The organism is Mesorhizobium sp. BR1-1-6 (genome assembly GCF_020165355.1).
Lineage (GTDB): Bacteria > Pseudomonadota > Alphaproteobacteria > Rhizobiales > Rhizobiaceae > Mesorhizobium.
Genome location: NZ_JAIUHZ010000009.1, coordinates 176,942 through 189,787, shown reverse-complemented (window position 1 = coordinate 189,787; position 12,846 = coordinate 176,942). Strand labels below are relative to the sequence as shown.

Sequence of the window (12,846 nt, the reverse complement as noted above, 5' to 3'; positions counted from 1 at the left end):
CTGGGATGAGAAGGAACGCAACCTACCATGCCAAGCACTCTCATGAGGCAATTCCCGGCAGCGCCACCGCGCTCGCCGCCTTCACCGCTGCGCCGCTGCGCACCATGGCGATGGCTTTCTCCATGTCGGGATGGAAATGCCGGTCGTTGTCGAGATGCGGCACCTCGGCCCTGACCATTTTGCGCACCGCTTCAAGTGCGGCGCTGGAAGCGAGCGGCGCGTGGAAATCGCAGCCCTGGGTCGCGGCCAGCAACTCGATGCCGATGACGGCCGTGGCGTTCTCGACCATGCCGATCAGCCGGCGCGCACCATGTGCGGCCATCGAGACGTGATCCTCCTGGTTGGCCGACGTCGGGATCGAATCGACGCTTGCGGGGTAGGCCTTCTGCTTGTTTTCGGAAACCAGCGCCGCCGCTGTCACCTGCGGGATCATGAAGCCGGAATTCAGGCCGGGCTTCGGCGTCAAAAAGGCGGGCATGCCCGACAGCGCAGGGTCGACCAGCATGGCGATGCGGCGCTCCGACAGCGAGCCGATCTCGCAGACGGCGAGTGCAATCATGTCGGCGGCGAAAGCCACCGGCTCGGCATGGAAATTGCCGCCCGACAAGGCGGTGTCGTCCTCGGCGAAGATCAAGGGATTGTCGGTGACGCCATTGGCTTCCGTGCCGAGCGTGTCGGCCGCCTTGCGCAACACGTCCAGAGCGGCCCCCATCACCTGCGGCTGGCAGCGCAGGCAATAGGGATCCTGCACGCGCTCGTCGCCGACGCGGTGGGATTCGCGGATGGCGCTGCCGGCCATCAGACTGCGCAGCGCATCCGCCGTCTCGATCTGGCCGCGATGCCTTCTCAAGAGATGGATGCGCGGATCGAAGGGGGCGTCCGAGCCCCTCGCGGCGTCGGTGGACAATGCACCCGCGACCAGTGCCGACTGGTAGAGAACCTCGGCCTCGAACAGGGCCGCCAGCGCGTAGGCGGTCGAGAATTGCGTGCCGTTAAGCAGCGCCAGCCCTTCCTTGGCGCCAAGGATGACAGGCTCCAGCCCATGCGACACGAAGGCGACCTTGGCCGGGAAGCGGCCATGCGGGGTGAAGCATTCGCCGACGCCGATCATCACGGCCGTCATGTGCGCCAGGGGCGCGAGGTCGCCGGAGGCGCCGACCGAACCTTGCGCCGGCACCACCGGGATGACATCGTTGGCCAGCATCGCTTCCAGCAGCTCGATGGCACGCGACCGCACACCGGAGGCGCCTTGCGCCAGGCTGGCAAGCTTCAGGGCCATCATCAGCCTGCAAACAGCGACCGGCATCGGCTCGCCGACGCCGGCGGCGTGCGAGAGCACGATATTGCGCTGGAGCGTTTCGAGATCCTGGGCAGGAATGCGGACGCTGGCCAGTTTGCCGAAACCGGTGTTGATGCCATAGACCGGCTCGCCCTTGGCGACGATGCGTGCGACAGCCTCCGCACTCGCCTTGATCGTTGGCCGGCAGGCATCGTCGAGCCTGGGCACGGCGCCGCGATAGATGGCGCGCCAGTCGGCCAGGGTCACGTTGCCGGGTTTCAGTACGAGTTCGGTCATTGTCCTCTCCAGATGCGCGCGTGCAAGGGATTGAAGCCCATGCGGTAGACGAGTTCGGCAGGGCGCTCGATGCTCCAGATCGCAAGATCGGCGGATTTCCCCGCCTCCAGCGTGCCGGTCTGTCCGAGCAGACCCAGCGCGCGGGCGGCTTCGCGGGTCACGCCCGCGAGGCATTCATCGACCGTCATGTCGAACAAGGTCGCCGCCATGTTCATGGTCAGCAGCAACGACGTCAGCGGCGAGGTGCCGGGGTTGTTGTCGGTGGCGACGGCCATCTTGACGCCATGCCTGCGGAATAATTCGATCGGAGGTTTCTTCGTTTCGCGAATAAAATAATAGGCGCCGGGCAGGATCGTCGCCACGCTGCCCGATGCGGCCATTGCCGCCGCGCCTGCCTCATCGGTGTATTCGAGATGATCTGCCGACAGCGCGCCATAGCGCGCGGCAAGCTCGGCGCCATGCAGGTTCGACAATTGGTCGGCATGGAGCTTTACCGGCAGGCCAAGCGCCTTTGCGGCTTCGAAGACCCGTGCCATCTGCTCGACCGAAAACGCGATGCCTTCGCAGAAACCATCGACGGCGTCGGCAAGCCCGTCGGCAGCGATGGCCGGCAGGATCGTGCCGGTGATGAGATCGATAAAGGCGTCCTTGTCGCCCTTGGCTTCCGGCGGCAAGGCATGGGCGCCGAGAAAGGTCGTGCGGATCGTCACCGGGCGCTCGGCGCCCAGGCGGCGCGCCGCGCGCAGCGACTTTTTCTCGTTTTCCAGGTCAAGGCCATAGCCGGACTTGACCTCGACGGTGGTAGCACCCTCGGCGATCAGCGCATCCAGACGCGGCAGTGTCTGAGCGACCAGTTCGTCCTCACCCGCGGCACGCAAGGCCCTGACCGACGAGACGATGCCGCCGCCGGCCCTGGCGACCTCCTCATAGGTGGCGCCGGCCAGCCGCATCTCAAACTCGTTGGCGCGGTCGCCGGCGTGGACGAGATGGGTGTGGCAGTCGATCAGGCCGGGCGTGATCCAGCGGCCCTCGCAATCGACAATCTCGGCATACCGCTCGAACGCCGCCGGAATATCGGCTTCGGCTCCGGCATAGACGATGATGCCGTCACGCGCGGCGACGGCGCCCTTTTCGACGACGCCCTGCCCTGCCGCACCTTCGGCAAAAGTCGCAAGGCGCGCATTGCGCCATATGCGAACCGCCGCCGTCCGGCTCCTGCTTTCTCCAGCCATCATATTTTCCCTTTGAAAGGATGGCGGTTATGTATATACATATTAAAAAGCACCGCAAGTGCTATTGTCATCATAAGCCAGGATTCGGAGAACAACGTGACGGCGATCTTTGCGGAACAGGCGCTTCTGCCGGAAGGCTGGCGAGGCAATGTGCGCATCGCCCTGGGCGGAGGCAGCGTTGCGGCAATCGACGCCGGGGTTGCGCCGAACACCGGCGACGAGCGCCACGCCATCGTCCTGCCGGGCATGCCCAACCTGCATAGCCACGCGTTCCAGCGCGGCATGGCCGGACTTGCCGAGTTGCGCGGCCCGTCGGCCGACAGTTTCTGGAGTTGGCGCGAGGTGATGTACCGTTTCGCGCTGTCGATGACGCCCGACCAGGTCGAGGCGGTCGCCGCCCAGCTCTATGTCGAGATGCTGGAGGCCGGCTTTTCGCGTGTGGGCGAATTTCATTATCTGCATCACGACCGCGACGGAAAGCCCTACGCCAACATTGCCGAAATGGCCGAGCGCATCGCGGCCGCCGCCGCAGAAACCGGCATAGGCTTGACGCTGCTGCCGGTCTTCTATGCACACTCTTCTTTCGGCGGCGCGGCTCCCAACGAAGGTCAGCGCAGATTTCTCAATGATGTTAACCGGTTCTCACGCCTGGTTGAGAAAAGTCGCGAATGCGTTCGCACCTTGAATCAAGCGGTCATCGGCGTCGCCCCCCATAGTTTGCGTGCGGCGACGGTCGAGGAGTTGCGACAAGTCGCTGCGATGACGCCGGAGGGACCGATCCACATCCACGTCGCGGAACAAGTGAAGGAGGTCGAGGACTGCATTGCCTGGTCGGGCGCGCGTCCAGTCGAATTTCTGCTTGGCCATTCCAATGTCGACCGGCGCTGGTGCCTGATCCATGCCACCCATATGACCGATGCCGAGACCATGGCGATGGCAAAAAGCGGCGCGATCGCGGGGCTGTGCCCGATCACCGAAGCCAATCTCGGCGATGGCATTTTTGCGGCGCCGCTGTTCACGCAACATGGCGGCCGCTTCGGCGTGGGCTCCGATTCCAACGTGCTGATCGGCCTGCCGGACGAGCTTCGGCAACTCGAATATTCGCAGCGTCTTGCCCACCGCGCCCGCAACGTGCTGGCGGTCGCCGGCGGCTCGACCGGCCGCGCGCTGTTCGACGCAGCGCTTGACGGCGGCAGCGCCGCCCTTGGCGCCGGCGCCTCGCGGATCGCCATTGGCGCATCCGCCGACCTCGTATCGCTCGACCACAGCCAGGCTTCGCTTGCCGGCAAGGCCGGAGACACGATCCTCGACGCCTGGATCTTCGCCAACGGCACCAAGGTCGATTGCGTCTGGGTGCACGGCCAAAAGCAAGTCAGCGGCGGCAGGCACGCCAGGCGCGACGCCATCGCGGCGCGTTTCCGCAATGTCATGACCGCGCTTTCGGCAGGCTGATCAGGGACAGCCCATGAGCATGGTGGCGACAGCGGAGACGGAGGGCGGCGAGACGGTGTCGCTGCATCAACGCATCCTGTCGGACATAAGCGAGAAAATCCTGTCCGGCGCCTGGGCGCCGGGGCATCGCATCCCGTTCGAGCACGAGCTGACGGCCGAATATGATTGCTCGCGCATGACGGTGAACAAGGCGCTGTCGCAGCTTGCCAAGTCAGGACTGATCGAACGCCGCCGGCGCTCAGGCAGTTTCGTGCGTCGGCCGCAATCGCAAGCGGCGGTGCTGGAAATCCATGACATCAGGATCGAGGTCGAAGCGCTCGGCCTGCCCTATCGCTACGAGCGGCTTGCGCGCCTGAAGCGGCGCAGTAGCGCGCAAGACCGGTCGCTGCTCGGGCTTTCCGCCTCGGGTTCGGTGCTATCGCTGGAATGCCTGCATTTCGCCGGAGAACGGCCGTTCGCGCTCGAAGAGCGGCTGATCAATCTCTCCGCCGTCAAGGAAGCCGGCGAGGAAGAGTTCCTGGATATTGCGCCGGGCCCGTGGCTGATCGGCCGTGTGCCGTGGAGCGAGGCCGAGCATCGCATTCGTGCTGTTGCCGCCGACGAGCGTGTTGCCGGTGCCCTCGACATCGGCCTTGGTGCGGCCTGTCTTGTGGTCGAGCGCCGGACATGGAGTGCCGAGCACCCGGTCACCCATGTGCGCTTCACCTATGCAGCCGAGAGCCACACGTTGGTGGCAAGATTCACGCCGTCACACGGATAGCATCTCTTCCCTTCTCCCCTTTTTGCCTTCGCAAGGAAGGGGAGAAGGGAAAGCGCAGCGCCTCAGATCGCCGCGGTGATAATGATCTCGACCAGATATTCCGGACCGGCGAGCTTGGCTTCGCCGGTGGCGCGTGCGGGTGTGTGGCCCTGCGGCACCCACTTGTCCCATTCCGAGTTCATCTCGGCGAAGGTGCCCATGTCGGCCAGCCAGATGATCGCCTGGACGATCTTGGTCTTGTCGGTGCCGGCCTTGGCCAACAATTCGTCGATCGTCGCCAGAATATCGCGGGTCTGCGAGGCGACATTACCGCCCGGCTCCCCAACCTGGCCGGCCAGATAGACGGTATTGCCGTGAATGACGATCTGGCTCATGCGTGGGCCAACATCGATGCGACGAATGCTCATGGGAGTTTCCTTCCTTTGTGGTCGCGCCTCTTTAAAGTTGGCACCGGCTTCGGACAAGGCCGAGCGTTCCAAATCCCCTTGGACCAGCGGCGCCGGAGAGTCACGGCAAGTTGAGCCGGCAGCCACAATTCCGCTCGATTGGCTTGTTGACTAATGTAATAACATCACATATCCAATCGGCGCTGCCCGGCAGCCGCACTACCGCCCCACGGACCGTCAAATGACCGAAACCTGCCTGACATTCCGTGACTTGACGCTTGGCTATAACAGCCATCCGGCGATCCATCATCTGGACGGCATCATACGCAAAGGCTCGCTGACCGCCGTCGTTGGCGCCAATGGTTCGGGCAAGTCGACGTTGATGAAGGGTATCGTCGGCGTGCTGAAGCCGATGGCCGGCGCGGTGACGCGGGCGCCAGGCGTGCGCGCCGCCTATCTGCCGCAGCAGTCGGAACTCGACCGCAGCTTTCCGGCCCGGGTCGTCGATCTGGTCTCGCTCGGCCTGTGGCCGAAACGCGGGCTGCTCGGCCGCCATACCAAGGAGGATCGCCAATCCGTCAGCGAGGCGTTGATGGCGGTCGGCCTTGGCGGCTTCGAGACCCGCCCGATCGACACGCTGTCGGGCGGCCAGTTGCAGCGCACCTTGTTTGCCCGCGTGCTGTTGCAGGATGCGGATCTCATCCTGCTCGACGAGCCGTTCAACGCCGTCGATGCAAAGACGATGGGCGATCTTATTGCGCTGATCAAGCGCTGGCATGGCGAGGAACGCACAATCATGGTCGTCGTCCACGACCTCGACCTTGTCCGGCAGAATTTTCCCGAAACGCTGCTGCTGGCCCGCCAGCCTGTCGCTTGGGGCGAGACGAAGGAGACGCTGCGGCCTGAGAATCTCCTGCGGGCCAGGCGCTTCCATGAAGCGTGGGAAGAGAACGCGCCATGGTGCGAGCCGGGCGGACCCGATCATGACCATGACGGACATGATCACAATCATGATGAGCCTGCCCATGCACAGGATCGTCACCACCATCATGGCGCCGGACCAAGGGCTGCATGATGAACGTTTTCTACGAACTCTTCATCGCGCCTTTCGCCGATTTCGCCTTCATGCAGCGGGCGCTGTTCGGCTCGCTGATGCTGTCGCTCGGCGCCTGTCCGGTCGGCGTGTTCCTGATGTTGCGGCGCATGAGCCTCTCGGGCGACGCCATGGCGCACGCGATCCTGCCGGGCGCCGCCGCCGGCTTCCTGCTTTACGGGCTGGAAATCCTGCCGATGACCATTGGCGGCCTGATCGCCGGCATCGTCGTTGCACTCGGCGCGGGCGCCGTCTCGCGATTCACCATCCAGCGCGAAGACGCCTCGATGGCCGCCTTCTACCTGATTTCGCTCGCCGTCGGCGTGCTGATGGTTTCGGTCCGTGGCTCCAGCGTCGACCTCATGCATGTGCTGTTCGGTACGGTGCTGGCGCTCAACGATGAAGCGCTGACGCTGATCGGCGGCATCGTGCTGGTGACGCTTGCCAGTCTCGCCGTCTTCTGGCGGGCCTTGGTCGCCGAATGCCTCGACCCGCTGTTCCTGCGCTCGGTCAGCCGGTGGGGCAGTCCGGTGCATTTCATTTTCCTCGGCCTCGTCGTGCTCAACCTCGTTGGCGGCTTCCAGGCGCTGGGCACGCTTCTGTCGGTCGGACTGATGATGCTGCCGGCCGCCGCGGCCCGTTTCTGGACCGTGCGCGTCGAACCGATGTGCGTGCTGGCCGTGCTGATCGGCTTTGCCTCCTGCATCGCCGGACTGCTTCTGTCCTACCACGCCTCGCTGCCCTCAGGCCCGGCGATCATCCTGTCGGCAGGCGTCGTCTATTTCGCCTCGATCCTGTTCGGCACACGCGGCGCGCTGCGCGCCCGCATCATCCATCACCGTCATCGGACGGCCTGATCCACCCCAGCCTCCAAGGAGACCGCCCATGTTGAAATCGATCCGCGCCGCCCTTACGATGAGCGTTATAACATTAACTGCTCTCGACGCGTCGTCGGCCTTTGCGGCGCCCTTGAAAGTGGTCGCAAGTTTTACCGTCATTGCTGATTTCGCCAGGAATGTTGGCGGCGACCGCGTCAACATCACCACCATCGTGGGACCCGACGGCGATGCGCATGTCTACGAGCCGAGCCCGGCTGATGCGGTAGCCATGGCGGGCGCCGATCTGGTGCTGGTCAACGGCCTGCATTTCGAGGGCTTTCTACAGCGGCTGGTCGATGCCAGCGCCACTAAGGCCTCGATCGTCACCCTGACCAAGGGCGTGGCGGCGATCGACTTCAAACCGGAATTCGCCGATGCGGACGCGGCGGAGGGCGCGGGTACCGGCGGCGGCAAGACGGTCACCGACCCACATGCCTTCCAGTCGATCGCCAACGCCAAGATCTATGTGAAGAACATTGCCGAAGCGTTCTGCGCGGCCGACAATGATGGCTGCGTCAGCTACCAGACCAACGCCGCGGCTTACACAAAGAAGCTCGACGCGCTCGAAAGCGAGGTGAAGGCGGCGATCCAGTCCATCCCCGAGGCAAAACGCGTTGTCATCACCTCGCATGACGCGTTCGGCTATTTCGAGCACGAATACGGCCTGACCTTTCTAGCGCCGGAGGGCGTCTCGACGGATTCCGAACCGTCGGCCGCCGACGTCGCCAAGCTGGTCGAGCAGGTCAAGCAGGACAAAGCGGCGGCGATCTTCGTCGAGAACATCACCAATCCGCGCCTGATCGAGCAGATCGCCAGCGAGACCGGCATCAAGGTCGGCGGCACGCTCTATTCCGACGCGCTGTCGCAGCCCGAAGGCCCGGCCTCGACCTATGTCGACATGATGCACAACAACATCACGCAGATCAAAGGCGCGATCCTCGGCAGTTGAGCCGCTCCGACCCAACCGGGCCCTCGCGGCCCGGTTGGATTTTCCGGTCAGCACTCGCTATTTGGCAGAGAAATCCCTCGGCGTGGATTGCCGGCCGTGCCGGGGAGTGGCAAGACTGCCCAACCAGATTGCGAGGACACCACAATGGAATACCGCGAGATCAGCGAGGACTATTCGGTCTCGGGCCAGATCCAGCCCGAGGACGTCGCCGCCATCAAGGCAGCAGGCTTCAAGAGCGTGATCTGCAACCGGCCGGACGACGAGCAGCCCGGCCAGCCTTCGGCCGACACGCTCAAGGCCGCAGTCGAGGCTGCCGGGCTTGCCTTCCGCTACATCCCCGTCATCAGCGGCCAGATCACGGCGGAGAATGTCGAGGACCAGGGACAAGCGCTCGACGAGTTGGAAGGCCCGGTGTTCGCCTACTGCCGTTCCGGCGCCCGCTGCACCAATCTCTATGGGCTGATTCAGCAGTCGAAGGGTTAGATTGGCAGCGCGCCCGTCTCCTTGAGCGTCTCGAGCACAATCGCCGTCTTGACGTGCTGCACAGATTCGTGCGGCAAGAGCACGCCATTGACGAACTCCGACAATGATTTCAGGTCGGGCGTAACCACCTTCAGGATATAATCCATTTCGCCGGTCAGCGCGTGCGCCTCCTGCACTTCGGGCAGCCGCGCCACCAGTTCGCCGAAGCGCCGCGCATTGTCGCGGTTGTGAGTGGCCAAGGTCACCGAGATGACGTTGACCAGCGAAAAGCCCAGCCGGTCGCGGTCAAGCACGGCGCGATAGCCCTTGATATAGCCGTCCTCCTCAAGCCGCTGGCGGCGGCGCGAGCATTGCGAGGCCGAGAGGTTCACCCGCTCCGAAAGGTCGTTGTTGGTGAGCCGTGCGTCACACTGCAACAGCGCCAATATCTTGCGATCAAACTGATCAAGACGCGCATCATTCATGATACTTCCAAAAACCATGCACATTTCATGCATCAGATAAACATTTCAAGCGTTTGAATGCAAGCACCGTGCGACCTGCCCGCGCTATGATGAGTTGAGATGGCCCATCTAGGCCAAGCCAGCTTCCGGAGGATTATCATGGGTCCCTTCCCGCACGACGCCCCGCCCGCCAAGATCAGCAAGACCAACCCTGCCGGCACCGACGGTTTCGAGTTCGTCGAATTCGCGCATCCGGAGCCGCGGAAGCTGGCCGAGTTGTTCACCCGCATGGGCTACGTAGCCGTGGCCAGGCATCGCACCAAGGACATCACTGTCTGGCGGCAAGGCGACATCAACTATGTCGTCAACGCCGAGCCCAGCTCGCATGCGATGAAGTTCGTCGACAAGCATGGCCCATGCGCCTCCTCGATGGCGTGGCGGGTCGTGGACGCCAAGCATGCCTTCGAACACGCGGTATCGAAAGGAGCCACGCCTTACGAAGGCGCCGACAAGACGCTTGACGTGCCGGCGATCGTTGGCATCGGCGGCTCGCTGCTCTACTTCATCGAAACCTATGGCGAGAGGGGTTCGGCCTATGATGCCGAATTCGAATGGCTGGGCAAACGCGACCCCAGGCCGGAAGGCGTCGGCTTCTATTTCCTCGACCACCTCACGCATAATGTCTACCGCGGCAACATGGACAAATGGTGGGATTTCTACCGCGACCTGTTTGGCTTCAAGCAGATCCATTTCTTCGACATCGACGGCAAGATCACCGGGCTGGTCAGCCGGGCGATCACCTCGCCCTGCGGCAAGATCCGCATTCCGCTCAACGAGTCCAAGGACGACACCAGCCAGATCGCCGAATATCTGAAGAAGTACAATGGCGAGGGCATCCAGCACATAGCGGTGGGCACCGACGCGATCTACGAGGCCACCGACAAGCTTGCCGCCAATGGGCTGAAATTCATGCCCGGCCCGCCGGAGACCTATTACGAGATGTCGCATGCACGCGTGAACGGCCATGACGAGCCGATCGAGCGCATGAAGAAGCATGGCATTTTGATCGACGGTGAAGGCGTGGTCGACGGCGGCACGACGAAGATCCTCTTGCAGATCTTCTCCAAGACCGTGATCGGACCGATCTTCTTCGAATTCATCCAGCGCAAAGGCGACGAAGGCTTTGGCGAAGGCAATTTCCGCGCACTGTTCGAATCGATCGAGCAGGACCAGATCAAGCGCGGCGTGATCAAGGTGCAGGCCGCGGAGTAGATCGATCCCGACCAGGTGGCTTGCGGTTCGATAAATTATGACCTAAATTATGGTCACAAAGGATCGAGCCATGAATGTTTCCATCGCCGAGGCCAAGGCCAAATTGTCGGAACTCGTCAGCCGCGCGGAAGCCGGTGAAGAGATTGTACTCACGCGCCACGGCAAGGTGGCTGCGCGTATCGTGCCTCCGGCAGCGGCGGAACCCTTGCCGCGTATCGGCGCGTTGAAAGGCAAGATCTGGATTGCGGACGATTTTGACGAACTCGGCCCCGAATGGGACGAGTACGTCAAATGATGATCGGCCCGTTTCTCGCCGATACACATATCATCCTTTGGTCGATTTCGGACGATCGACGTCTCAGCAAGCACTACCGCGCCATCCTGGCTTCGGAAGCGGTGGTGTTCGCCAGCGCGGCAAGCGTCTGGGAAATTGCCATCAAGCGCTCAATCAGAAAACTCGATGCGCCGGATGATCTGCCAACACTGCTTCCAAGGATGCAATTTCAGCCGCTCGCCGTCACCTTCCAGCATGCGAACGCTGTCGCTGGCCTACCCCACCACCATGGCGATCCATTCGACAGACTACTGATTGCGCAGGCGCAAATGGACAAACTAACCATCATGACATCCGACCCGCATTTCGCCCGCTACGACGTCGCCCTGACATAAGCAGTGGTCTCACAAACCCAGCCGTCCAACCTCCTCCTGCCTCAGCTTCAAATCATAATCGAGCAGGAACTCGTCGAGTTGCGGCGGCGCGACCGACGTGCCGGACAGCATCGCGTGCACCTGGCCGCGATGGTGGATGTCATGCAGGAAAACATGGGCGAGGATATCGCCGATCTTTTCCGGGATCATGCCGTCTCCACGCCGGTCAGTGATGACATGGCGGTCGAGGTCGGCTTCCAACAAGGCATCGCAGAAGGTGATCAGCCTGCGGTCGAACTTGATCTGGGCCACTGACAAATCGGCTGCGTTATCGAACGGCACGAAATCATCGTACACCGCGGCGCCGATACCGCCCTGCTCCAGAAAATCGAGATAGAGAAGATCGACCGCAAGGATGTGGTTGAGCGTCGCCCTTATCGACGGGAAGAAGCTGATGCGATTGGCTTCGAATTCACCAGGCCCCAGCATAAGCACGGCGCGGTAGAGCCGGTCGTTCGACCAGCGGTTGTTGCGGGCCATTCGGCGCAGATGATCAAGCAGGTTCATCCTTCAACTTCTTGCGCCCTCACCCTTCATATTTCTCGACCGTCTGCTCGATGGCGCCGAAGATCGAATGCCCGGCCTTGTCCTTCATCTCTATGCGCACCGTGTCGCCGAAACGCAGAAACGGCGTCTTCGGCTCGCCGCTCTCGATGGTCTCGATCATGCGCAGTTCAGCGATGCAGGAATAGCCAGCGCCGCCGGCCGAGACAGGCTTGCCAGGCTCACCGCCGAGCTTGTTGGAGACGGTGCCGGAGCCGATGATGGTGCCGGCCGCCAGCGGCCGTGTTTTCGCCGCGTGCACGATGAGCGCGGGGAAATCGAACGTCATGTCGACGCCGGCATTCGCCCGGCCGAAAGGTTTGCCGTTGAGGTCGGCAAGCAGCGGCAGGCTGACCTTGCCGCCATCCCAGGCCTCGCCCAACTCGTCCGGCGTCACCGCGACCGGCGAGAAGGCCGAGGACGGCTTGGATTGAAAGAAGCCGAACCCCTTGGCGAGTTCCGGTCCGGTAATGGCACGCAGCGTCACGTCGTTGACCAGCATCACTAGGCGAATCGCCTCCCACGCTTTTTCAAGGCCAGCGCCCATCGGCACATCATCGACAACGACCGCGACTTCCGCCTCCATGTCGATGCCAAAGGCCTCGTCGGCCGTGCGGATCGGGTCTCGCGGCGGGATGAAGCTGTCGGAGCCGCCCTGATAGATCAGCGGGTCGGTCCAGAAGCTTGCCGGCATTTCGGCGCCGCGTGCTTTTCGCACCAGCTCGACATGGTTCACATAGGCCGAACCGTCAGCCCATTGATAGGCGCGCGGCAGCGGCGAATGGGCATTATGTTCGTGAAAGCGCGCCGATGGCACCGCATTGCTCTCGAGCGACTCCGCCATTGCGGCCAAATGCGGCGAAATCCGCCGCCAATCGTCGAGCGCCGCCTGCAGCGTCGGCACCAGGAAGGAGGCGTCGGTGAAGCGTGTAAGATCGCGCGAGACGACGACGAGCTTTCCGTCGCGCGTCCCGTTCTTCAATGTAGCAAGCTTCATGCGGTTTCCTCTCCTGACGCGGCCTTGCGCCGCTTGGCCCACAACAAAGCTGTTATGGGCGATCGTCAAGCCGC

Annotated in this window: 15 protein-coding genes; 9 read left to right on the top strand and 6 right to left on the bottom strand. The window is 62.9% G+C overall.

Annotated features, from left to right (window positions below):
- Positions 1-40: 40 nt before the first annotated feature.
- Together hutH and hutI are read right to left on the bottom strand one after the other, a co-directional pair.
- Positions 41-1,576, bottom strand: coding sequence for a histidine ammonia-lyase (hutH, locus tag LB545_RS19205; RefSeq protein ID WP_224705648.1), 1,536 nt, complete (start codon positions 1,574-1,576; stop codon positions 41-43).
- Positions 1,573-2,808: an imidazolonepropionase gene (hutI, locus tag LB545_RS19200; RefSeq protein WP_224705647.1), complete on the bottom strand. Its 1,236-nt coding sequence runs from the start codon at positions 2,806-2,808 to the stop codon at positions 1,573-1,575. The genes hutH and hutI overlap by 4 nt, the downstream gene beginning before the upstream one ends.
- Positions 2,809-2,904: 96 nt before the next feature.
- Here hutI and LB545_RS19195 point away from each other — a divergent pair, with 96 nt between their 5' ends.
- On the top strand, positions 2,905-4,260 hold the full coding sequence (locus LB545_RS19195) for a formimidoylglutamate deiminase (protein WP_224705646.1): 1,356 nt from the start codon (positions 2,905-2,907) through the stop codon (positions 4,258-4,260).
- Between the two features lie 13 nt (positions 4,261-4,273).
- Positions 4,274-5,020 carry a histidine utilization repressor gene (gene hutC / locus LB545_RS19190; RefSeq protein WP_224705645.1) on the top strand — a complete coding sequence of 249 codons (747 nt, stop codon included), beginning with the start codon at positions 4,274-4,276 and terminating at the stop codon, positions 5,018-5,020.
- A 62-nt stretch (positions 5,021-5,082) separates the two neighbouring features.
- Here hutC and LB545_RS19185 read toward each other — a convergent pair whose 3' ends face one another.
- Positions 5,083-5,427: a RidA family protein gene (locus LB545_RS19185; protein WP_056562755.1), complete on the bottom strand. Its 345-nt coding sequence runs from the start codon at positions 5,425-5,427 to the stop codon at positions 5,083-5,085.
- A 220-nt stretch (positions 5,428-5,647) separates the two neighbouring features.
- On the opposite strand from LB545_RS19185, the gene aztA reads away from it, so the two are divergent.
- The 4 genes from aztA (at position 5,648) to LB545_RS19165 (ending at position 8,809) form a co-directional block, all read left to right on the top strand.
- Positions 5,648-6,481: a zinc ABC transporter ATP-binding protein AztA gene (gene aztA / locus LB545_RS19180; protein WP_140494152.1), complete on the top strand. Its 834-nt coding sequence runs from the start codon at positions 5,648-5,650 to the stop codon at positions 6,479-6,481.
- On the top strand, positions 6,481-7,356 hold the full coding sequence (aztB, locus tag LB545_RS19175; protein WP_140515812.1) for a zinc ABC transporter permease AztB: 876 nt from the start codon (positions 6,481-6,483) through the stop codon (positions 7,354-7,356). The genes aztA and aztB overlap by 1 nt, the downstream gene beginning before the upstream one ends.
- A 28-nt stretch (positions 7,357-7,384) precedes the next feature.
- Positions 7,385-8,326, top strand: coding sequence for a zinc ABC transporter substrate-binding protein AztC (gene aztC, locus LB545_RS19170; RefSeq protein ID WP_140494154.1), 942 nt, complete (start codon positions 7,385-7,387; stop codon positions 8,324-8,326).
- Between the two features lie 144 nt (positions 8,327-8,470).
- Positions 8,471-8,809, top strand: coding sequence for a TIGR01244 family sulfur transferase (locus tag LB545_RS19165; protein WP_140494156.1), 339 nt, complete (start codon positions 8,471-8,473; stop codon positions 8,807-8,809).
- On the opposite strand, the gene LB545_RS19160 is transcribed toward LB545_RS19165, so the two are convergent.
- Positions 8,806-9,273, bottom strand: coding sequence for an Lrp/AsnC family transcriptional regulator (locus LB545_RS19160; RefSeq protein ID WP_140515609.1), 468 nt, complete (start codon positions 9,271-9,273; stop codon positions 8,806-8,808). The genes LB545_RS19165 and LB545_RS19160 overlap by 4 nt on opposite strands.
- A 138-nt stretch (positions 9,274-9,411) precedes the next feature.
- Here LB545_RS19160 and hppD point away from each other — a divergent pair, with 138 nt between their 5' ends.
- The 3 genes from hppD to LB545_RS19145 all read left to right on the top strand — a co-directional run bounded on the left by hppD (position 9,412) and on the right by LB545_RS19145 (position 11,193).
- Positions 9,412-10,524 carry a 4-hydroxyphenylpyruvate dioxygenase gene (gene hppD / locus LB545_RS19155; RefSeq protein ID WP_140515607.1) on the top strand — a complete coding sequence of 371 codons (1,113 nt, stop codon included), beginning with the start codon at positions 9,412-9,414 and terminating at the stop codon, positions 10,522-10,524.
- Positions 10,525-10,594: 70 nt separating this feature from the next.
- Positions 10,595-10,819 (top strand): type II toxin-antitoxin system Phd/YefM family antitoxin, encoded by a 225-nt coding sequence (locus LB545_RS19150; protein ID WP_023813589.1) that lies wholly within the window; start codon positions 10,595-10,597, stop codon positions 10,817-10,819.
- Positions 10,816-11,193, top strand: coding sequence for a type II toxin-antitoxin system VapC family toxin (locus LB545_RS19145; protein ID WP_140494162.1), 378 nt, complete (start codon positions 10,816-10,818; stop codon positions 11,191-11,193). The genes LB545_RS19150 and LB545_RS19145 overlap by 4 nt, the downstream gene beginning before the upstream one ends.
- A gap of 9 nt (positions 11,194-11,202) precedes the next feature.
- Here LB545_RS19145 and LB545_RS19140 read toward each other — a convergent pair whose 3' ends face one another.
- Both LB545_RS19140 and LB545_RS19135 read right to left on the bottom strand, forming a co-directional pair.
- Complete coding sequence (locus LB545_RS19140; protein WP_140494164.1) at positions 11,203-11,739, bottom strand: DinB family protein; 537 nt, start codon at positions 11,737-11,739, stop codon at positions 11,203-11,205.
- 19 nt (positions 11,740-11,758) lie between these two features.
- A complete protein-coding gene (locus tag LB545_RS19135; protein ID WP_140670060.1) occupies positions 11,759-12,772 on the bottom strand; it encodes a fumarylacetoacetate hydrolase family protein in 1,014 nt (337 codons plus the stop codon).
- Positions 12,773-12,846 lie beyond the last annotated feature (74 nt).